19 protein-coding genes are annotated in these 20,599 nt (G+C 71.5%); 7 read left to right on the top strand and 12 right to left on the bottom strand.

Features of this window, described 5'->3' with window-relative positions; all coding sequences use genetic code 11:
• The first annotated feature begins 12 nt into the window (after nucleotides 1–12).
• The 3 genes from ACZ6ZT_RS07820 (at nucleotide 13) to ACZ6ZT_RS07810 (ending at nucleotide 2,381) form a co-directional block, all read left to right on the top strand.
• Entirely contained in the window at nucleotides 13–1,260 is a 1,248-nt protein-coding gene (locus ACZ6ZT_RS07820; protein WP_469716522.1) for a hypothetical protein, read from the top strand.
• A 77-nt stretch (nucleotides 1,261–1,337) separates the two neighbouring features.
• Nucleotides 1,338–2,093 (top strand): DUF4383 domain-containing protein, encoded by a 756-nt coding sequence (locus ACZ6ZT_RS07815; RefSeq protein WP_469716520.1) that lies wholly within the window; start codon nucleotides 1,338–1,340, stop codon nucleotides 2,091–2,093.
• A 63-nt stretch (nucleotides 2,094–2,156) separates the two neighbouring features.
• Nucleotides 2,157–2,381, top strand: a complete 225-nt coding sequence (locus tag ACZ6ZT_RS07810; protein WP_469716518.1) for an FmdB family zinc ribbon protein — start codon at nucleotides 2,157–2,159, stop codon at nucleotides 2,379–2,381.
• A gap of 25 nt (nucleotides 2,382–2,406) precedes the next feature.
• Here the strand turns inward: ACZ6ZT_RS07810 and ACZ6ZT_RS07805 are convergent, their stop codons facing one another.
• The 4 genes from ACZ6ZT_RS07805 to ACZ6ZT_RS07790 are packed head-to-tail and all read right to left on the bottom strand — an operon-like array spanning nucleotide 2,407 to nucleotide 7,629.
• Nucleotides 2,407–3,066 (bottom strand): O-methyltransferase, encoded by a 660-nt coding sequence (locus ACZ6ZT_RS07805; protein WP_469716517.1) that lies wholly within the window; start codon nucleotides 3,064–3,066, stop codon nucleotides 2,407–2,409.
• Complete coding sequence (locus ACZ6ZT_RS07800) at nucleotides 3,063–3,884, bottom strand: HAD family hydrolase (RefSeq protein WP_469716515.1); 822 nt, start codon at nucleotides 3,882–3,884, stop codon at nucleotides 3,063–3,065. The genes ACZ6ZT_RS07805 and ACZ6ZT_RS07800 overlap by 4 nt, the downstream gene beginning before the upstream one ends.
• The gene (locus tag ACZ6ZT_RS07795) at nucleotides 3,881–6,391 is read right to left on the bottom strand and encodes a phosphoribosyltransferase (RefSeq protein ID WP_469716604.1); all 2,511 of its coding nucleotides are present in this window, start codon (nucleotides 6,389–6,391) and stop codon (nucleotides 3,881–3,883) included. Before ACZ6ZT_RS07795 ends, ACZ6ZT_RS07800 begins: the two co-directional genes overlap by 4 nt.
• A gap of 56 nt (nucleotides 6,392–6,447) precedes the next feature.
• Complete coding sequence (locus tag ACZ6ZT_RS07790; protein WP_469716513.1) at nucleotides 6,448–7,629, bottom strand: HpcH/HpaI aldolase/citrate lyase family protein; 1,182 nt, start codon at nucleotides 7,627–7,629, stop codon at nucleotides 6,448–6,450.
• Between the two features lie 195 nt (nucleotides 7,630–7,824).
• Between ACZ6ZT_RS07790 and ACZ6ZT_RS07785 the strand changes: the two genes are divergently transcribed.
• Entirely contained in the window at nucleotides 7,825–8,640 is an 816-nt protein-coding gene (locus tag ACZ6ZT_RS07785) for a TerD family protein (protein WP_469716512.1), read from the top strand.
• Nucleotides 8,641–8,689: 49 nt separating this feature from the next.
• Here the strand turns inward: ACZ6ZT_RS07785 and ACZ6ZT_RS07780 are convergent, their stop codons facing one another.
• The 6 genes from ACZ6ZT_RS07780 to ACZ6ZT_RS07755 form a co-directional block, all read right to left on the bottom strand.
• Nucleotides 8,690–9,433 (bottom strand): TerD family protein, encoded by a 744-nt coding sequence (locus ACZ6ZT_RS07780; RefSeq protein WP_469716510.1) that lies wholly within the window; start codon nucleotides 9,431–9,433, stop codon nucleotides 8,690–8,692.
• Between the two features lie 124 nt (nucleotides 9,434–9,557).
• Nucleotides 9,558–10,697 carry a DUF475 domain-containing protein gene (locus tag ACZ6ZT_RS07775; protein ID WP_469716508.1) on the bottom strand — a complete coding sequence of 380 codons (1,140 nt, stop codon included), beginning with the start codon at nucleotides 10,695–10,697 and terminating at the stop codon, nucleotides 9,558–9,560.
• 25 nt (nucleotides 10,698–10,722) lie between these two features.
• Nucleotides 10,723–11,298 carry a TerD family protein gene (locus ACZ6ZT_RS07770; protein ID WP_469716507.1) on the bottom strand — a complete coding sequence of 192 codons (576 nt, stop codon included), beginning with the start codon at nucleotides 11,296–11,298 and terminating at the stop codon, nucleotides 10,723–10,725.
• A 131-nt stretch (nucleotides 11,299–11,429) separates the two neighbouring features.
• Nucleotides 11,430–12,005, bottom strand: a complete 576-nt coding sequence (locus tag ACZ6ZT_RS07765) for a TerD family protein (RefSeq protein WP_030160471.1) — start codon at nucleotides 12,003–12,005, stop codon at nucleotides 11,430–11,432.
• Nucleotides 12,006–12,155: 150 nt separating this feature from the next.
• The gene (locus ACZ6ZT_RS07760) at nucleotides 12,156–12,614 is read right to left on the bottom strand and encodes a peroxiredoxin (RefSeq protein WP_469716505.1); all 459 of its coding nucleotides are present in this window, start codon (nucleotides 12,612–12,614) and stop codon (nucleotides 12,156–12,158) included.
• Between the two features lie 340 nt (nucleotides 12,615–12,954).
• Entirely contained in the window at nucleotides 12,955–13,380 is a 426-nt protein-coding gene (locus ACZ6ZT_RS07755; RefSeq protein WP_030009300.1) for a DUF3052 domain-containing protein, read from the bottom strand.
• Nucleotides 13,381–13,816: 436 nt separating this feature from the next.
• Here ACZ6ZT_RS07755 and aceE point away from each other — a divergent pair, with 436 nt between their 5' ends.
• Together aceE and ACZ6ZT_RS07745 are read left to right on the top strand one after the other, a co-directional pair.
• Nucleotides 13,817–16,549: a pyruvate dehydrogenase (acetyl-transferring), homodimeric type gene (aceE, locus tag ACZ6ZT_RS07750; protein WP_469716503.1), complete on the top strand. Its 2,733-nt coding sequence runs from the start codon at nucleotides 13,817–13,819 to the stop codon at nucleotides 16,547–16,549.
• Between the two features lie 82 nt (nucleotides 16,550–16,631).
• Nucleotides 16,632–17,435 carry a potassium channel family protein gene (locus ACZ6ZT_RS07745; RefSeq protein ID WP_469716502.1) on the top strand — a complete coding sequence of 268 codons (804 nt, stop codon included), beginning with the start codon at nucleotides 16,632–16,634 and terminating at the stop codon, nucleotides 17,433–17,435.
• Here the strand turns inward: ACZ6ZT_RS07745 and ACZ6ZT_RS07740 are convergent.
• Together ACZ6ZT_RS07740 and ACZ6ZT_RS07735 are read right to left on the bottom strand one after the other, a co-directional pair.
• Nucleotides 17,416–17,793: a peptidase inhibitor family I36 protein gene (locus tag ACZ6ZT_RS07740; RefSeq protein WP_469716501.1), complete on the bottom strand. Its 378-nt coding sequence runs from the start codon at nucleotides 17,791–17,793 to the stop codon at nucleotides 17,416–17,418. The genes ACZ6ZT_RS07745 and ACZ6ZT_RS07740 overlap by 20 nt on opposite strands.
• A gap of 199 nt (nucleotides 17,794–17,992) precedes the next feature.
• The gene (locus ACZ6ZT_RS07735) at nucleotides 17,993–19,585 is read right to left on the bottom strand and encodes an MFS transporter (protein WP_469716500.1); all 1,593 of its coding nucleotides are present in this window, start codon (nucleotides 19,583–19,585) and stop codon (nucleotides 17,993–17,995) included.
• Between the two features lie 118 nt (nucleotides 19,586–19,703).
• Here ACZ6ZT_RS07735 and ACZ6ZT_RS07730 point away from each other — a divergent pair, with 118 nt between their 5' ends.
• On the top strand, nucleotides 19,704–20,378 hold the full coding sequence (locus tag ACZ6ZT_RS07730; RefSeq protein WP_469716498.1) for a TetR/AcrR family transcriptional regulator: 675 nt from the start codon (nucleotides 19,704–19,706) through the stop codon (nucleotides 20,376–20,378).
• The last annotated feature ends 221 nt before the right edge of the window (nucleotides 20,379–20,599 follow it).

Raw genomic sequence — 20,599 nt, 5'->3', positions numbered from 1 at the left:
GGGAGAGGGATTGTGACGACGGCATCCCGGCGGTGGTTCGGCGGGCGGGACGAGAGTCGGCGGGCGGACGCGCAGGCGGCGAAGGATGCCGCGGCGGCCGCGTTCTACGAGCTGGACACCGCGCAGCGGGATCTGCGGATCTCCATCGAGACCATCGCCGCGGCGGACGGGTCTCCCGCCGGGCGGCAGGCCACCGAGGGGTTCGCCGCGCTCGGGCAGCGCATCGACCAGGTGAGCCGGGTCTACATCGAGGCGGTCGACGCGCACGACCTGGACCGGGTCGACCTGGAGGGCTCGGCCGCCGCGCAGGCGCGGGAGCAGCTGACCCGGGCGCGGGAGGAGCTGGTACGGGTCAAGGGAGAGCTGGAGCGGTTCGCGCAGGGGCTGCAGCCGTTGCTGGACAAGGCGGAGACGCAGCTGGCGCGGGTCGCGCCGGCGCGGGAGCGGGCGAAGGCGGCGCTGCTGGCGGCGAGTGAGGCGCTGGACGCCGTACGGGCCAGGGGGATGCGGGCGGACGATCTGGCGGCGCGCCTGGCCGTGCTGGGTCCGGAGCTGACGAAGCTGAACCAGGGGGCGGCGCGGCACGGGGTCCAGGCGACGGTGCAGCGCGCGGACCGGATCCTGCGGGACGCCGAGACGGTGCGGGCCGAGGCGGCGCGGCTGCCGGAGCGGGCGGCGGAGATCGACCGGCGGCTGGTGAGCCTGCGGACCCGGGCGCAGGCGCTGCGCAACCGGGCGGACCGGGTGGATCCGGTGCTCAGCGAGCTGAGGCGCCGGTTCAGTGCGGCGTGCTGGCAGGACCTCCAGCATGTCCCCGAGCAGGCGATGCGGGATGTCGCGCGGGCCGAGGACCGGATCGGGGAGGCCGGCCGGGCGCGGGAGGAACAGCGCTGGGCCGATGTAGGAACGTTGCTGGAAGAGGTACGGGCCTCGCTCGACGCGACCGACGAGGCGGTGTCGGCCGCGCAGGACCGGCTCACGCGGCTGGAGGCGGTGGCGCGGGATCCGAAGGCGGAGGTGGAGCGGACGCGCTTCGCGATCCGGGACGCGCAGCGGCTGGCGATGGCGGGCCGGAGCGTGCCCGATCCGCGGCACGCGCGCCCGCTGGACGAGTCGGTGGCGCGGGTGGAGCGGGCCCTGGCCGGGCTGGAGGGGCGGCATCCGGACTACTGGGCGTTCCTGCTGGAGATGGAGGACGTACGGATGGCCGTGGCGGCCGTGGTCAACGCGATCCGCAGCGAGCGCGGGCACCACGCCTGACGTCCTGGCGTGCGGTTGTCCCGGGGCGCGGGGCGGCGGATGCTGGAGGGCGGGGGGACGGAGCAGAGGAGGGCACCATGGGTCCCGCCCACGCGACCCGAACGTCCCACGCGACCAGCAAGTCCCATAAGGTCACCGCACCGCCACCCCCGGCGCCCCGCCCCTCGTACGCCCCCCACGCGGCCTACGGGTGCCACGAGGCGCACGAGCACTACGCGCCCTACGTGGCCCACGAGCCGTACGGGACGACGGCCGCGCCGCCCGAGGGTTCCCACCTGATCCGGCGCCTGCTGCATCCCGTCAACGCCCGCCTCGACGAGCACCTGCCCGCCGACCACAAGCTCAGCACGGTCTACCAGGTCGGCGCCGGCCTGATGGGCCTGCTGCTGGTCGCCTTCGGGATCCTCGGGCTGATCCACCGCATCGGGTTCTTCGACACCGGCGGCGACACGGTGCTCGCGCTCAACACCAACGGCGCCCTCAGCGTGCTGTCGATCTGCATCGGCGCCCTGCTCTTCGCCGGCATGGTGATCGGCGGGACCTTCGCCTCCACCCTCAACATCGTGCTCGGTGTGCTCTTCATCATCAGCGGCTTCGTGAACCTGGCCCTGCTCGACACCGGCCTGAACTTCCTCGCCTTCCACATGCCGAACGTGCTGTTCAGCTTCGTCGTCGGCGTGATGCTCATGTGGTTCGGGATGTACGGGCGGGTCGGCAGCGCCCTGCCCCACGACAATCCGTACTGGCGCGCCCGCCACCCCGAGCAGGCGGCCCGCGAACAGCGCGTCCGCCGGGAGGCCGGCGCGCCCCGGGGCCGCCGGCAGTACACCTAGATCCGGCCGCCGCCCCCGGCCCGCCCGCTTCCCGGGGGGCGGTGGGCTGCGTAGCCTGTGCGCATGCCTCGTTACGAATACCGCTGCCGGACCTGCGACGACACCTTCGAGCTCAGCCGCCCGATGGCCGAGTCGTCCGCCCCCGCCGACTGCCCGGCCGGCCACGCCGACACCGTCAAGCTCCTCTCCGCCGTTGCCGTGGGCGGCAGCAGCGGCCCCGCACCCGCCATGAGCGCGGGCGCGGGCGCGGGCGGCGGGGGCTGCTGCGGCGGCGGCGCCTGCGGCTGAACTGAGAGGCGGGGCGGGCCGGGCGTCAGCGCTTGCGCGACAGGGTGATCCCGTCCGAGATCGCCAGCAGGACCGATTCCATGCGGGTGTCCGCCGCGACGTGCTCGTTGAACGCGCGGACGCTCGCCCCCCGGCTCTCCGGCGACCCGTCCAGCACCGAGCCGTGGAAGAGCGTGTTGTCCGTGACGATCAGCCCGCCCGGCCGCAGCCTCGGCACGAGTTCCTCCCAGTAGAGAATCTGGTTCTCCTTGTCCGCGTCCACGTACGCGAGGTCGATGTGCGGCTCCGCCGGCATCGCGCGCAGCGTGTCCAGGGCCGGGGCGATGCGCAGGTCGATGCGGTCGGCGACGCCCGCCGCCTCCCACGCCTCGCGCCCGTAGCGCGTCCACTCCTGGGACACGTCGCAGGCGATGAGGCGGCCGTCGGCGGGCAGGGCCTGGGCCATGGACAGGGCGGAGAAGCCGGTGAAGGTGCCGACCTCCACGATGTGGCGGGCGCCGGTCAGCCGGACCAGGAAGGCCAGCAGCGGCCCCTGTTCCTCGGCCGACTGCATTCCGGCCTTGTCCGGGAACTTTTCCCAGGTGGTCGCGATCAGCCGCCGCTGGACCTCGTCCAGCGGGGGGTTGTGCGCGAGGACGTAGGCGTAGAGCTCATCGGTGATCTTGGTGCTGTTGCCCTTGGTCATGCGCTCAGTGTGGCAACCGCCCCGCCCAGTTCGCGGATGATCCGCTCACCGGCGAGTACGCCGACCTCGCCGAGGGCCGTCACCGTCGGCGCCGTCCAGCCCGCGTCGGCCAGCTCGCCGTGACCCGGCCGCCAGCCCCGGTCCGCCGCCAGCAGCAGGTCGGCGTCGAGCAGGGAGTCGCCGGCCGCCAGGGTGTGCGTGGCGCCGGTGCGCCGGGCCACCTCCCGCATGGCCGCGCTCTTGGTCAGCGGACGCGGGACGGCGTAGATCTTGCGGCCCTGGAGGGAGACCGTCCAGCCGCGCGGCGCCGCCCACTCCTCCAGCTCCTTCAGCCACTCGTCGGGGACCAGCGCGCGTTCGACGACGAGGTACGCGAACAGGTCCTCGGCCAGCCGCGCCTTGCGCAGCCACGCCGGGTCCGCCACGGACAGCAGGTGCGCGTGCACCTCCTCCAGGGGGGCGCACTCCCGCGCGAGCCGGGTGGCGACCGCGCGCCGCCAGTCCCGGTCGGGGACCCCGTCCACCAGCAGCTGGCCGCCGTTGGCGCAGATCGCGTACGGGGCGGGGCGGCCGGGGAAGCGGATCCGCTGGTACTGCTTGCGGGTACGGGTGGTGGTGGGGACGAAGACCGCCGACGGGTCGGCGCTCAGCAGGGCCAGCAGCCCGGCCGCCGTCTCCGTCATGTACGACAGCGGCCTGCTCTCGTGCACCTCGACGCACAGCAGCCGCGGGGCCTGTGGGTCGGGCATGGTCAGGGCGAGGGCGGCCGCCGAGTAGATGAGGGTGCGGTCGAGGTCACTGGCTACGAGGACGGTCACTTGGCGGCCACGGCCTTTCCGTCGGCGCCCGTGGCGCCGCGCGTGTATCGGGGGTGGATGAGTCCCACGCACGTGTAGGGCAGCCCGTCGACCTCCTCGACCGGCACCCCCCGCTGCTCCGCGAGCAGGCGTACGTGGTCCAGGTCGGAGCCGGCCCCGCGCTGGGCCAGGATCTTCCACGGGACGCGGCGCAACAGCACCCGGGTGGTCTCGCCGACGCCGGGCTTGACCAGGTTCACGTCGTGGATCCCGTACTCCTCGCTGATCCGCTCGACCGCCGCCCAGCCCACCCAGGTGGGGGCCCGGTCGGCCGCGAGCAGTTCCTTGACCTCTTCGTCCACGGCGTCGGCGACGGCGTCGAAGTGCGCGGCGACGGCGTCGACGAAGCCGGTGGAGACGTCGGCCCCGGCGAGTTCACGGTAGAACTTCGCGCCGTGGAAGTCGTCGGGTCCGACCAGGTCCGACCTGAGCACCGTACGCGAGACCAGCCCGGAGACCGTGGAGTTCAGGCAGGCGGAGGGGATCAGGAAGTCCTCACGGGTGCCGTACGTACGCACGCACGAGCCCGGGTCGGCGAGGACGACGATCTCCGGATCGAAGCCCTCGAAGGTGGAGAGGGCTTCGCGCAGCTCGCGCGTGATGGCGCCCTTGCCGGTCCAGCCGTCGACGAAGACGACGTCGGCCGGGTCGTGGTGGGCGGCCAGCCAGCGCAGCGCGTTGGCGTCGATGCCGCGGCCGCGCACGATGGAGACGGCGTAGTGCGGCAGGTCCAGGCCGTGCCGGGCGCGGGCCCAGCGGCGCATCAGTACCCCGACGGGCGTCCCGGCGCGGGCCAGGGAGACCAGGACGGGGGCCGGGGAGCGCTCGGCGAGCACCGTCTCGGTGACGGTGCCGACCGCGCGCGCGATCCGGGCGGCGGAGGCGGCCAGGGCGCTGCGGTAGAGCTCCTGGTAGGCCGCGGAGGGCTGGTACTCGACCGGCAGGGACTCGGCGTAGTGGGCGCCGCCCGCCTGGATGGCCTCCTCGCGCTCCTCGGTGGGGGCCTCCAGCTCGACGCCGGAGAGGTCCTGGAGCAGCCAGCCGACGTCCTCGGGGGCGTACGAGGAGAAGGCCGGTCCGCGCAGCGGCTCGGCCAGGGCGGGCTCGGACATGGTCGGCTCCTGCCGGTGGGGGGTGTGCGGGGCTGCGTACGCGGGGACGTACGAGGGGATGACGGCCAGCAGGACCCGGCCGGTGTGCGGGGCGAGCGCGGCGAGCAGTCCCGTACGCAGTGCGGGGGCGTCCCCGGCGGAGTCCACGACGGCGACGACGGCGTCGAAGCCGGCGCCCGCGACGTTGTAGGCGTACCGGTCACCGGGCCCGTCGGCCGGGGCGTCGTGGGCGGGGAAGACCAGGCGGGTGCGGATGGCGTAGCCGGGGTCGTCGACGGCGAGCACGGGCGAGCGGGTCGTGGTGGAGAAGCGCACCTCGGCGGCGGCGCCGGACTCCTCCAGGGCCAGCGCGAGGCGCAGCGGCGCGTACATCAGCTCCTCGTTGCCGAGTACGAGGACCCGCCCGGGCGCCCCGCCCAGCGCGGCCCCGACCTGCCGGGCGAGGAGCGGAAGCTTCGCCTCCAGCAGCTCGCGGTGCGCCCGGGTGAACCCGTGCCGGCCCCCGTCGGGCACGCCGGCGGGCCAGTCGAGCGGAACCCGGGTGACCGGGGCCGCCGCGGCGGGGGCCGGGGCCGCAGCCGGGGCGGGCGGCTTCGCCTCGTACTCCTCCACCAGCGCCTGCCCCCTGGCCAGGACCCCCTCCGGGAGGGAGACCGTGCCGGAGGCGAGGGCGATCAGGTCGACGCGGGCGCCGAGCCCGGCGGCGAAGGCGGTCAGCCGGTCGCGGTCGGCGGGGGCGCGCATGTCGACGAGGGCGACGACCACGTAGTGGCCGCGCGGGTGGCGGGCGTGCAGGTCGCGGATGGTGTTCAGGACCGTGTTGCCGGTGGAGAACTCGTCGTCCACCAGGACCAGCGGCCCGCTGCCCGCCAGCAGCCGGGGGTCCTCCGGCAGCAGCAGGTGCGAGGTGGCGTGCGAATGGGCCTCCTCGAAGCCGCCCGCGGGCTCCACCCCCGGCACGGGCCGGCGCGTGGAGTGCAGGTAGGGGGCGGTGCCCAGGCCGTCGGCGACGCAGTGGCCGAGGCCGGTCGCGGTCTCGGCGTACCCGAGGACCACCGCGGTGGCGGCCGCCTCCTCGCCGAGCAGGGCCCGCACCCGCTCCCCCAGGCCGTACCCGGCGGCGTGGACCACGGCCGGGGACCGCGGGACGTGCTTGCCCAGCACCTGGGAGACCAGCAGGTGGGCCCGCCTGGGGTTGCGCCGCAGGGCCAGCCCGAGCAGGGAGCGCAGCCGTGGCGCCGCCGGGTCACCGCCCTCCTGCAGGCCGACACCCAGCCGGTCCGCGACCCAGTCTCCCGACCACACCTCGTCGATCGTCTTCCCCTTCACCCTCGGCTTGTCCGCCGTCTCTTCCATCGTCTGCTTCCGGTTCTCCACCGGCATCGTCTGCTTCCGGTTCTCCACCGGCCGCCTCAGACCTGGACCTGGAGCCCGGCCGTGAGCAGGTCGACGAAGCCGACCTCTTCCCTCGCCACGCCGAAGACCTCGGCGCGCAGCATGGTGCGCTCGGCCCAGGCCCGGTGGGGCTTCACCTCGTTCATCTTGTTCGTGTAGGCGGAACGCATGACCCCGCCGCCGCCGCATTCGGGGCGCAGGATGTCCTGGGCGTCGCTGTACTCCTCGTGGGAGACCACCGACAGGGCGTGCACCGGGGTGACGTGCGCCGGGTGGATGCAGGTCTTGCCCAGCAGCCCGTTGGCCCGGTCGAGCTCGATCTCGCGGAGCAGTCCGTCCAGGTCGTGCTCGATCAGGGCGGTGCGCAGCTCCTCCACGCCCTCCGCCAGGAAGGGGCTGCGGCGCAGCTGGGGCTTGAAGAGGCGCTGCTGGCTGCGGAAGTACTCCCACACCGGGCCGGTCACGGTGAAGCCGGTGCCGTCGGCGCGGCTGAGGACGTTGACCACGTCGGCGATGACTCCGGCCACGATCTGGACGTCGTAAGCGGTCATGTCGGGGGTGCGGCGCAGGCCGTACACGGAGCAGAAGTCGGTGACGCCGAGCCGCAGGGCAAGCACCCGCTCGCGGTAGCGGTCCACGGTGCGCGCGATGCCGGCGAGGGCCTCGACGCGGGTCTCCAGGTGGAGGAGGTCGGGGGTCTCCAGGACGGGCATGGCATACAGCCGGGCCAGTCCGGAGGCGGCCTCGGCGTCGGCCACGGCGTCCAGGAAGGCCGTTCCGCGGCGTTCGGTGAACTTCGGGAGTACGAATCCGGCCAGGTGCCGGACCGGCCCGCCGAGCCGGCGCACCAGGTCGGGTATCTGCTCGGGGGTGCGCACGCGGATGAAGAGGAGCGGCAGCCCGTCGGTGCCCGCCGGGTCGGCGTCGAGGGCGGCGAACTGCCGGACGAGGTTGTCCTCGCCGCCCAGGACGTCGGAGTCGCTGATGGAATCCTCCAGGCAGAGGACCATGGAGACGACTCCGCGGGCCGCCTGCTTGCGGATGTCGGCGGCCAGGTGGGGCCGGGTGGCCGGGCTGTAGAGGGTCGCCCCGAGCGCGGCGGCGAGCGTCCGGGCGGGGGAGGCGAGGGAGAACTCCGCCGGTTCCTGGTGGAAGAGGTCCTTGCGGACGGTGGGCGATATGTGCCCGAAGTGACGCATGTGCTTCCCCCGTACTGCCTCGGCGGCCCAACTGGCGTGGCCGGTAATAGTACGTACGAACAGGAGTCAAGAGTTCCTCAAACACATGAAGTTCCGGTAACCCTGTTGCACCATGCCCCCGCCCCCGCGTTTCGTACAAGGCCCTCCGGGGGGCCGCATTGTCCCGGTCCCGTCCGGGAGGGCAGGATGACGGGCATGACGCACGCGATGCAGAAGGGCTCGAACATCCCGGTGGCCGCCGTGGCGGTCCGGGCGGTGCTGCGCTGGACCACCGGTACCGAGGTGCCGGACGTGGACGCCTCCGCGCTGCTCGTGGGCGCGGACGGGCGCGTGCGCTCGGACGAGGACTTCGTGTTCTACAACCAGCCCCGGCACCCCTCGGGCGCGGTCTGGCGGCTGGGCAAGAAGCAGCTGGGCGACGGGATCACCGACGCGGTCCAGGCGGACCTGCGCGCGGTCACCCCGGCGGTGGACCGGATCCTGGTGGTGGCCTCCGCCGAGGACGTGCCCTTCCGGCGGGTCCGGGACCTGCGGATCCTGCTCTACGACGCCACTCCGGGTGGCGGCCCCGAGCCGCTGGCCTACTTCGACGTGCGCCCCGAGACCGGCGCCGAGACGGCCCTGATCTGCGGGGAGCTGTACCGCAGGGGCGAGGGGTGGAAGTTCCGCGCGCTGGGCGAGGGCTACTCCGACGGGCTGGTGGGGCTGGCCACCGACCACGGGATCTCCGTCGACGAGAACGCCCCCGAGGCCGCTCCCGGAAACGGCTCCGAGCCCGCCGCCTCCTCCGGCCCGGGGGGCGGCCCCACCGACGAGCGGACCGCCGCCGTGCGCCCGCCCGTACCGGCGCCGTCGCCCGCCCCGCCCACCCAGGCCCCGCCGGCCGTCGAGCCGGCGTACGGGTACCCGCAGCCGGTGTCCCCGGCCCCGGTGCCCGCCACGGTGCCGGCCCCGGGCGGGGACCCGTCGTTCCGGCTCCCGGTGCAGGGCCCGCAGTTCATCCGCCGCTGAGCCGCAGCCGCCGGGCCGCAGCCGCCCGGCCCGCCTCGGGAGGCTCCGGTCAGGCCTTGGTGCTCTTGTAGCCCCGGCCCCACTGGAGCCCCCACCCGTACAGCCGGTCCAGCTCGGCCTGGAACCCGTAGACGAACTTCACCTCGCGGCGCACGATCAGCTCGCCCTTGACGTTCGCCAGCGAGACCACGGCGCAGGAGCGGGCCTGCGGGTGCCGTTCGTCCAGCGGGATCTCGATCCTCGGCCCGGCGGTCGGGTAGAGGGTGACCATGGCGTGGGTCCGGTCGAAGGCCGGCGTCTGGTCGTAGATGTAGACGAAGACGAGCATCCGCTTGATCTCGTCGGCGTGGTCCAGGTTGATGTACAGCGTCTCCCCGGAGCCCGAGCCGAAGCGGTCGTCCCCGCTGAGCTTGACGTACGGCGGGTCGTTGAGGTCGCCCAGCAGGTTGCCCAGGGGCTGTACGGCGCCCCGGGTGCCGTCGGTCAGCTCGTAGAGGCAGCCCATGTCCAGGTCGACGTTGACCATGCCCTGGGTGTGCGCCTGCACCATGTCGGGTTTGAAGAGTTTGAACGGGTGCCGCAGCAGCTGCCCGCTCCCCCCGGCCGCGCGGCCGCCGATGTCGGAGGTGCGCATGCGCCAGGAGAGGTTCACGCGCAGATTGCCGTGCACCGCCTGCTGCCGGGTGAGGGACAGCGTCGGCTGCCGCCTGGTCAGCTCGATCGCGTTCGAGGACGCCTGTCCCGAGTCGAACCCCATGGCGCGCGCGCCCCGGATCCCGTCGAAGAACCCCATGTCCCAACCCCCCAGGTCGGTCGCTTGACGTGCGGAGGGGCGGCCACGCGGTCCGGTGGGTCCGCGCGGCCGCCCCGTCAGAACCGAAACGGTTCTGTGAAAGCGTTCCGCAATCAGGGCCGGGTCACACCCCCGCCCCGACCTCCGCCTGTTCTCCGCCACCGCCGCCCGCCGCCGCGAGGCGGTTGTTGCGGCGGACCGAGGACCAGAAGGACCAGGCGATCAGCACGACGCCGACGAGGCCGGTGATGATCTCGTTGATCTCGTACTGGATGGTGACGAGCAGGATCACGGCGAGCGCGCCGATGGCGTAGTGCGCGCCGTGCTCCAGGTAGACGTAGTCGTCGAGGGTGCCCTGGCGGACCAGGTAGACCGTGAGCGACCGGACGTACATGGCACCGATGCCGAGGCCGAGGGCCATGAGCACGATGTCGTTGGTGATGGCGAAGGCGCCGATGACCCCGTCGAAGGAGAAGGAGGCGTCGAGGACTTCCAGGTAGAGGAACATGAAGAAGGCGGCCTTGCCGGCCATGACGACCGCCGAGACGGGCTTGCCGGTCTTCTTGGCCTCTTCCTCCGCCTCGTGCTCGGCTTCCTCCTCTTCCTCCAGCTTGTTCTCGAAGTAGCCGGAGAGGCCGCCGACGATCATGTAGGTGATCAGGCCGAGGATGCCGGAGACCAGGACGGTCTGCGCCTTGTCCACGTGGACGCCGCCGTGCTGGTGCGCGTGGGCGGCGAAGGTCATCGAGGTGATGACGAGGACGATCAGGGCGATGCACGCGGACAGCATGTCGATCTTGCCGAGCTTGGCGAGGGGACGCTCCAGCCAGGCGAGCCACTTGATGTCGCGGTCCTCGAAGATGAAGTCGAGGAAGATCATCAGCAGGAACATGCCGCCGAAGGCCGCGATGGACGGGTGGGCGTCCGTGACCAGCTGCTGGTACATGTCCTTGTCGTTCATGGCGAGATCGACGGCCTCGATCGGCCCGATCTTCGCACTGATCGCCACGATGACGACGGGAAAGACCAGGCGCATGCCGAAGACCGCGATGAGCACGCCGACGGTGAGGAAGATCTTCTGCCAGAAGGCGCTCATCTTCTTCAGGATTCCGGCGTTGACCACCGCATTGTCGAAGGAGAGCGAGATCTCCAGGACCGACAGGATCGCCACGACCCCAAAAGCGGGCCATCCCCCGTACAACACCGCAGCGGCTAGACCGAGCGCAGTGATTGCGAACGACCAGCCGAAGGTTTTGAGAAGCACTGGCACCCCATCGTCTTGTACGGCTTTACGAAACGTTGACCCCGAAGTCTAGAGCGATGCCCCGCAGCCCCGACGCGTACCCCTGTCCCACCGCACGGAACTTCCATTCCCCGCCGTACCGGTAGACCTCGCCGAAGATCATCGCCGTCTCGCTGGAGGCGTCCTCGGTCAGGTCGTAGCGGGCGAGTTCCTGGTCGTCCGCCATGTTCACCACGCGGATGAAGGCGTTGCTCACCTGGCCGAAGCTCTGCCGGCGGCTGTCCGCGTCGTGGATCGAGACCGGGAAGACGATCTTGTCGACCTGCGGCGGGACCTTGGTGAGGTCGATGATGATCGACTCGTCGTCGCCTTCACCCTCGCCGGTGAGGTTGTCCCCGGTGTGTTCGACGGAGCCCTCGGGGCTCTTGAGGTTGTTGTAGAAGACGAAGTACTCGTCCCCGAGCACACGGCCGCTGTTGCACAGCAGCGCGCTGGCGTCGAGGTCGAAGTCCGCCCCCGTGGTCGAGCGCGCGTCCCATCCGAGTCCGACCAGAACCCGGGTGAGGTTCGGTACGGCCTTGGACAGGGAGACGTTGCCCCCCTTGGCAAGTGTGACGCCCATGATGTGGTCCTCCCCGGACGACGTGGTGATGGTGGCACGGCCACCGGCCATGGTGGCAAAGCCGGACCGGCGCCGTACACACAGGTGCACGGCGCCGGTCGGACGGACTGCTCTCGGACGCGGACGTCGGCTCAGACGTTGACGCCGAAGTCCTGCGCGATGCCGCGCAGGCCCGAGGCGTAGCCCTGGCCGATCGCGCGGAACTTCCACTCCGCGCCGTTGCGGTACAGCTCACCGAAGACCATGGCGGTCTCGGTCGAGGCGTCCTCGGAGAGGTCGTAGCGGGCGAGCTCGCTGTTGTCGGCCTGGTTCACGACGCGGATGTAGGCGTTGCGGACCTGGCCGAAGCTCTGCTGGCGGCTCTCGGCCTCGTAGATCGAGACGGGGAAGACGATCTTGGCGACATCGGCGGGGACGCCGGCCAGGTTGACCTTGATGGCCTCGTCGTCGCCCTCGCCCTCACCGGTGGTGTTGTCGCCGGTGTGCTCGACCGAGCCGTCCGGGCTCTTCAGGTTGTTGAAGAACACGAAGTTCGAGTCGTTGGCGACCTTGCCCTGGTCGTTGGTCAGGATCGCGCTGGCGTCGAGGTCGAAGTCGACGCCGGTGGTGGTGCGAGCGTCCCAGCCCAGACCGACGATGACCGCCGTCAGGTTAGGCGCGGCCTTGGTCAGCGAGACGTTGCCGCCCTTGCTGAGGCTGACTCCCACGGGTCCTCCATAGATATGTGTGTGGGGCGGAGCCCCGTCGTGCGGTTGCTACCTGGATCAACGTTCCGATCCTAGTGACGGGTTCCCGCCCGCAGGCGGTTTTACCGCGACGGATGCGCCCGGGGATGCCCCGGGACGCACCCCGGACCCTCAGAGGCTGTCGAGGGCCTTGATGTACTCGTTCAGGTCACGTGCGTCGGGCAGCCCGTTGACGACGGTCCAGCGCACGACGCCTTCCTTGTCGATGACGAAGGTGCCGCGCACCGCGCAGCCCTTGTCCTCGTCGAAGACCCCGTAGGCGCGGGAGGTCTCGCCGTGCGGCCAGAAGTCGGACAGCAGCGGGTACTCCAGGCCCTCCTGCTCGGCGAAGACCCGCAGGGTCGGCACCGAGTCGTTGGAGACGGCCAGCAGCTGCACGTCGTCGTTCTGGAAGCGGGGCAGCTGGTCGCGCAGCTCGCACAGCTCTCCGGTGCACACGCCGGTGAAGGCGAACGGGTAGAAGAGGAGCACCACGGCCTTCTCCCCCCGGTAGTCGGAGAGCCGCACGGTGGCGCCGTGGTTGTCCTTGAGCTCGAAGTCCGGGGCCTTGTTTCCGACCTCGATCGCCATGTTTCGCGTCCCTTCGTTCCTGCGTCGCCGTACGGGGCTGTTCGGGTGAGCCCAGCCTAGGCCGTCTCTTCCGGATCTTGCCTGACCCGCGCCGCCCGGCACCGCACCTCGCCGCGTTGTCGAGGCACCCGAGGACGTCCAGTAATCGGGAGCCTCTCCGCCTTGCGATGCACGGCACCTGGGGGCACCTCCCAGCGGTAGCTGGGGGAGACGCGGGCTTAACCGGCAAGATCCGAAAGAGACGGCCTAGCGGCACCCCGTCGCGGAACGCGCACACCCCGCCGACCGCGGGTGGTCCGGGTCGGCGGGGTGTGCGTCCGCTGGGCTGCGGGGGTACGGCTCAGCGCTTGGCCTTGGCGGCCTTCGGCGTCACCAGCTTGGTGGAGGTCCACTCCTTGCCGACGGGCAGGCCCTTGGCGAGGGAGAGGCCGGCCGTCTCGGCCGCCTCGCTGATGTCGCTGGCCTCGACGTAGCCGTCACGGCCCGTCTTGGGGGTCAGCAGCAGGATCAGTGCGCCGTCCTCGACCAGCTCGGTCGCATCGACCAGGGCGTCCGTCAGATCGCCGTCCTCGTCGCGGAACCACAACAGCACCGCGTCGGCGACGTCGTCGTAGTCCTCGTCGGCGAGCTCGCTGACGAGCTTCTCGACGGCGTCACGGAATTCCTGATCGACGTCGTCGTCGTAGCCGATCTCCTGGACCACCTGTTCGGACTGGAAACCCAGCCGGGCGGCCAGGCTCTCCGCGTGGTCCGCGGTCGCGCTCACGGGGTGCCTCCTGCTCATGTTCGGTGAATGTCTTTCGGCGGCGCGCGTACGCGCAGCATTGGGCGTAGTCCACACGGGCGCGGCGGATCGCGCAAGTACCCGGCCGCCGGGACCGTCGAAACGGTGACGATTGCGGCCGTCTCGCCGCAACTTTCAGGCTTCCCCGGTGTACCACCCGTGATTCATCCCACACCATTCCAGCTCATTCGGCATCGCATGAGGACTTTCCTACCTGTTTGAGGGACGAACGGCCTTACGAAACCACTGATCGTCCGGGGCGTAAGGTTGCGATTCGACCCGGCCCCCGGTCCGGCCGGGCGGCGGCTCCTTCCCGCTCCACGTGTTACCCAGTGGTAGAGGTGAAGATTTCGGCCGGGCGTAAGACCATGGGAGGCGGCGACCCAAGGCACGACTCCCCCGACAGCGAAGGAACAGCGTGGCTTCCGCATCCGATCGCAATCCGATCATCATTGGCGGCCTTCCGAGCCAGGTCCCGGACTTCGATCCGGAGGAGACGCAGGAGTGGCTCGACTCCCTGGACGCCGCGATCGACGAGCGGGGCCGCGAGCGGGCCCGCTACCTGATGCTGCGCCTGATCGAGCGGGCCCGCGAGAAGCGCGTGGCCGTGCCCGAGATGCGCAGCACGGACTACGTCAACACCATCGCCACCAAGGACGAGCCGTTCTTCCCCGGCAACGAGGAGATCGAGCGCAAGGTCCTGAACGCCACCCGCTGGAACGCGGCCGTCATGGTCTCGCGCGCCCAGCGCCCCGGCATCGGCGTCGGCGGCCACATCGCGACCTTCGCCTCCTCCGCCTCCCTCTACGACGTGGGCTTCAACCACTTCTTCCGGGGCAAGGACGAGGGCGACGGCGGCGACCAGATCTTCTTCCAGGGGCACGCCTCCCCCGGCATCTACGCCCGCGCCTACCTCCTGGACCGGCTCTCCGAGCAGCAGCTCGACGCGTTCCGGCAGGAGAAGTCGAAGGCTCCGTACGGGCTCTCCAGCTACCCGCACCCGCGGCTGATGCCGGACTTCTGGGAGTTCCCGACCGTCTCGATGGGCCTCGGCCCGCTCGGCGCGATCTACCAGGCCCGGATGAACCGGTACATGGAGGCGCGCGGGATCGCCGACACCTCGAAGTCACACGTGTGGGCGTACCTCGGCGACGGCGAGATGGACGAGCCGGAGTCGCTCGGCCAGCTGTCCATCGCCGCCCGTGAGGGCCTGGACAACCTGACCTTCGTCGTCAACTGCAACCTCCAGCGCCTCGACGGCCCGGTGCGCGGCAACGGCAAGATCATCCAGGAGCTGGAGTCGATCTTCCGGGGCGCCGGCTGGAACGTCATCAAGCTGATCTGGGACCGCTCCTGGGACCCGCTGCTGGCCCAGGACCGCGACGGCATCCTGGTCAACAAGATGAACTCCACCCCCGACGGGCAGTTCCAGACGTACGCCACCGAGTCCGGCGCGTACATCCGCGAGCACTTCTTCGGCGGCGACCAGCGGCTGCGCGCGATGGTCGAGAACATGACGGACCAGCAGATCCAGCACCTCGGGCGCGGCGGCCACGACCACAAGAAGGTCTACGCGGCGTACGCGGCGGCCAAGGCCCACAAGGGCCAGCCGACGGTGATCCTGGCGCAGACGGTCAAGGGCTGGACGCTCGGTCCGAACTTCGAGGGCCGCAACGCCACGCACCAGATGAAGAAGCTGACGGTCGACGACCTCAAGCGCTTCCGCGACCGCCTGCACATCCCGATCACGGACGCGCAGCTGGAGAGCGGCGCCCCGCCGTACTACCACCCGGGCCGCAACTCGCCCGAGATCCAGTACATGCACGACCAGCGCAACGCCCACGGCGGTTACGTGCCGACCCGCGTGGTGCGCGCCAAGCCGCTGCAGCTGCCGGGCGACACGGCGTACGCGGCCGCGAAGAAGGGCTCGGGCCAGCAGTCGATCGCCACCACGATGGCCTTCGTCCGCATCCTGAAGGACCTGATGCGGGACAAGGAGATCGGCAAGCGGTTCGTGCTGATCGCGCCGGACGAGTACCGCACCTTCGGCATGGACGCCTTCTTCCCGAGCGCCAAGATCTACAACCCGCTGGGCCAGCAGTACGAGGCGGTCGACCGCGAGCTGCTGCTCGCGTACAAGGAGTCCCCGACCGGGCAGATGCTGCACGACGGCATCTCGGAGGCGGGCTGCACGGCTTCGCTGATCGCCGCGGGTTCGGCGTACGCGACGCACGGCGAGCCGCTGATCCCGGTCTACGTCTTTTACTCGATGTTCGGTTTCCAGCGCACCGGTGACCAGTTCTGGCAGATGGCCGACCAGCTGGCGCGCGGTTTCGTCCTCGGCGCGACCGCCGGCCGGACCACCCTGACGGGTGAGGGCCTCCAGCACGCCGACGGTCACTCCCAGCTGCTGGCGTCGACCAACCCGGGCTGTGTGGCGTACGACCCGGCCTACGGCTACGAGATCGCGCACATCGTCAAGGACGGTCTGCGGCGGATGTACGGTCCGGACGCCGAGGACGTCTTCTACTACCTGACGGTCTACAACGAGCCGATCCAGCACCCGGCCGAGCCGGCCGACGTGGACGTGGAGGGCATCCTGAGCGGCATCCACCGTGTCTCGCGGGGCACGGAGGGCGCCATCGGGGCGCAGATCCTCGCCTCGGGCGTGGCGGTGCCGTGGGCGCTGGAGGCGCAGCGGATCCTGGCGGCCGACTGGAACGTGAAGGCGGACGTCTGGTCGGCGACCTCCTGGAACGAGCTGCGCCGCGAGGCCGTCGAGACCGACCGGTACAACCTGCTCCACCCGGAGGAGGAGCAGCGCGTCCCGTACGTGACCCGGAAGCTGTCGGGTGCGGAGGGGCCGTTCGTGGCGGTCTCCGACTGGATGCGTTCGGTGCCGGACCAGATCGCGCGCTGGGTGCCGGGGGCGTACACCTCGCTGGGCGCGGACGGCTTCGGCTTCGCCGACACGCGCGGCGCGGCGCGGCGCTTCTTCCACATCGACGCGCAGTCGGTGGTCCTGGCGACGCTGACCGAGCTGGCCCGTGAGGGCAGGATCGACCGCTCGGTGCTGAAGCAGGCGATCGACCGGTACCAGCTGCTGGACGTCGCGGCGGCCGACCCGGGCGCCGCGGGCGGCGACGCGTAGGCAGCCGCGTAGGCATCACCCGTGGGTGGGGGCGCCGGGACATCCGTCCCGGCGCCCCTTACCCGTTCTTTACGATGCCGGTATGAAGGAACCCTCCCGTCAGGCGCGGTGGGAGCGCCGTACGCAGATCCCGCTGCTGGTGCTCGCCGTGGCCTTCGCCGTTGCCTATGCCGTGCCCATCGTCGCGCCCGACGCGGGCGGGGCGGTGCACCGGGCGTGTACGCACGCGGAGTGGGCGGTGTGGGCCGCCTTCGCCGTCGACTACCTGGTGCGCCTCGGACTGGCGGCGGACCGCCGCCTGTTCGTGCGGACGCACTGGCTGGACCTGGCGGCGGTGGTGCTGCCGCTGGTCCAGCCGCTGCGGCTGCTGCGGCTGGTGGCCACGCTGATGCTGGTGGGCCGGCGGGCCCGGATGGCTCCGCAGGTGCGGCTGACGACGTACGTGGCCGGGGCCGTGGTGGGGCTGCTGATGTTCGGCTCGCTGGCGGTGCTGAGCGTGGAGCGGGACGCTCCGCACGGCAACATCAAGAGCCTGGGCGACGCGGTGTGGTGGTCCTTCACCACCATGACGACGGTCGGGTACGGGGACCACTCCCCCACCACGGGGCTCGGACGCCTCGTGGCGGTCGGGCTGATGCTGTCGGGGATCGCCCTGCTCGGTGTGGTGACGGCCAACATCGCCGCCTGGTTCATCGCCCGCTTCGAACGGGACGACCAGGTGGAGCGGCTCCAGCTGGCGGCGATCCGGGAGCTCCAGCAGGAGGTACGGGCGCTGCGGGACGAGGTGGCCCGGCTGGGCGGCGGCGGCCCGGAGGCGGACGTGGTGCCCGCCCGGCCCGCCGCCGCGCGCGCCGGTCAGGCGGGGGTTACGTCTCCCACACCTTGAACGCCCTGACCTGGTAGGGGGACTGGGGCAACAGGACCCCGTCGCCGGGGTAGGTCTGGAACTCGCCGGTCTCGGCGCACACGTCCGACTGGTACGTGGTCACCGGGCGGCCGGTCCGGTTGATGAGCGACTGGTAGTTCCCGACGGGGAGCGCGGTGCAGCTGTTGATGGTGAGCGTGCTGAGGTCGAAGGTCTGCTTGGCGCCCTTGAAGTCCGCTTTCGCCCACAGGCACAGCTCGCCCGTGGCGCAGGCGGGCCCGGCGGCGTGGGCGCCGGTGGCGGTGGTGGGGATCAGGGCGGTGGCCGCGAGCAGGGCGGCGGCGAGGGTGGTGGCGCGAGCGGTGGTCCACGTACGCATGGCGGGTCGGCTCCTTGTTGACGAGACGGGCCCCGGACGGTTTCCGAAGGCTCCGTGGCACCACGCTGACCTGCGGCGACGGGCGAGCGGAAGGGGCTGCGGGCCGGTCCACCCTGATAGGCGACAGCCCCGCCGGAACCATCCGGCGGGGCTGTGACGGGCGCGCGGTTGACCCGGCGGTAACGGCCGGGCGGGCGGCTCAGATGTGGGCCGCGCCCGCTCCGGCGGCGGCGTTCGCCCCGCGCTTGGTGAAGCAGGCGACGACCGCGGCGAGGACGGCGACGGCGCCCGCGACGGTGAAGGCGGTGCTCATGCCGGAGACGAAGGTGTCGTGGGCGACGGCGGCGATGGCCCGGCCCACCGGTTCGGGCACGCCGGGCGGCACCGGGGCGATGCCGACCTGGACCCCCTTCTCGGCCAGGTCGAGCTGTTCCGGGGTGAGCGGGGGCAGCTGCGCCCGCTCCCAGTTGTCCCCGAACGTGTCACCGACCTTGGCCGCCATGACCGCGCCGAGGACGGCGGTGCCGAGGCTTCCGCCGACCTGCATGGCGGCCTGCTGGAGTCCGCCGGCGACGCCGGAGAGCTCCAGCGGGGCGTTGCCGACGATGACCTCGGTGGCGCCGACCATGACGGGCGCGAGGCCGAGACCGAGGAGGGCGAACCAGAGCGACATGGTGAGGGTGCCGGTGTCCGGGGTGAGACGCGCCATCCCGAAGCAGGCGACGGCGGTGGCGACCATGCCGACGACGAGCGGGACGCGCGGGCCGGCCTTGGTGATGGCGATGCCGGCCAGCGGCGAGCCGACGATCATCATGCCGGTGAGCGGGAGCAGGTGCAGGCCGCTGTCGACGGGGCGCATGCCGTGCACGTTCTGCAGGTAGAAGGTGACGAAGAAGAGGCCGCCCATGAAGGCGAAGGCCATCAGGACCATCAGGACGGTGCCCGCCGACAGCGGCAGCGAGCGGAACATGCCGAGCGGGACCAGCGGTTCGGCGACCCTGCTCTCCCAGACGGCGAACAGGACGAAGCAGACCACCGAGGCGCCCAGGAAGAGCAGGGTCCTGGTGTCGCCCCAGCCCCACTCGGCGGCCTTGATCAGGGCCCAGATCAGGGAGAACATCGCGACCGACAGCAGCACGATGCCGACGGGGTCGAAGGAGCGCGGAGCGTTCTCGGTGCGGTGGTCGAGCAGGATCAACAGGCCGAAGAGCAGCGCGACGGCGCCGACCGGCACGTTGATGAAGAAGACGGACTGCCAGCTGGCGTGCTCGACGAGCAGACCGCCGACGATGGGCCCGGCGGCGGTCGATGCGCCGATGACCATGCCCCAGATGCCGATGGCCATGTTCAGCTTCTCGGCGGGGAAGGTGGCGCGCAGCAGGCCGAGGGCCGCGGGCATCAGCAGGGCGCCGAAGACGCCCTGGGCGACGCGGAAGCCGATGACCGGGCCGACGCCGGTGGACAGGCCGATCGCGGCGGAGGAGAGGGCGAAGCCGGCGATGCCTATGAGGAAGGTCTGGCGGTGCCCGAAGCGGTCGCCGAGCTTGCCGGCCGTGATCAGGGAGACCGCGAGGGCCAGCAGGTAGCCGTTGGTGATCCACTGCACCTCGGCGAGCGAGGCGCCGAGGTCCTGCTGGATCGCGGGGTTGGCGACGGCGACGATCGTGCCGTCGAGGGTGACCATCATGACCCCGATCGCCACGGCGAAGAGCGTGAGCCATGGGTGTCCGCGCCATCCGGTGCGGTCGCGCGCGGGGTCCGATTCCTTGGCCAGGGTGATCTGACTCGTCATACCGTCAGGCTAGTGACAGCGACTGACACTTCACAAACGGCTCAACGCGACAGTCGCTGTCAGGTGGGTCACAGGTACCCTGACCGCTCACTCAGCGTCAGAAAGGAACCCCACGGTGATGACCGAATTGCGGCCGGCACCGGCCGCCCCCGCGGCCGGCCTGCGCGAACGCAAGAAGCGGCGCACCCGGGACGCACTGCTGCGCTCCGCCCTGCTCCTGTTCGTCTCCCAGGGCTACGAACGGACCACCGTCGACGAGATCACCGACGCCGTGGACGTCTCCCAGCGCACCTTCTTCCGCTACTTCGCGAACAAGGAGGAGGTCGCCTTCGCCGTCCAGGACCTCGTCGAGTCGCACTTCGTCGCCGCGCTGCGGGCCCGGCCCGCCGCCGAGGGCCCCTTCGCCGCCATGCGCGGCGCGGTGCTCGCCGCCTGGGACACCGTCGAGGAGGCCATCTCCGAGGTGGTCCCGGTGGACCTGTACATGCGGGGCTACCAGCTGATCGAGTCCACTCCGGCCCTGCTCGCGGTGCACCTGCGGCGTTCCGCGGAGCTGGAGGAACGGATCGCCCGCCTGATCGCCGGGCGCGAGGGGCTGGACATCGACGCCGATCCGCGGCCCCGGGTCGCCGTCGCCGCGTTCTGCGGGGTGATGCGCGTCACCGGGCGGCTGTGGGGCCAGGGCGAGGACGCGAGCGTCGCCGCGATCCGGCGGATGACCGAGACCTACCTCGACCAGATCGGCCCGGCCCTCGCGGCCGACTGGCACCGGCGCGGCGCGGCCGCGAGCTGAGCGGAGGCGGGCAGGGCGGACGCGGGCCGGGCGCGTCCGCGGGCGGTCGGGTGGCAACGCACCGTGACCGAAAGGCCGATGTGTCCCACGCCTGGCCGTGAGACCGGTCACCCAGAGCGCCACGGGCTCAACCGGTCTCCTACGCTGGCTCCAGTGAACCTGCCCGGCCACCCCGCCCATTCCGCCGCCGCCGCGGCCGCCGTCGACGACGTCCTCGCGCG

The organism is Streptomyces sp. NPDC102258 (genome assembly GCF_055584685.1).
The sequence above is the reverse complement of the archived record's forward strand: the minus strand, read 5'-3'. Positions and strand labels throughout refer to the sequence as shown.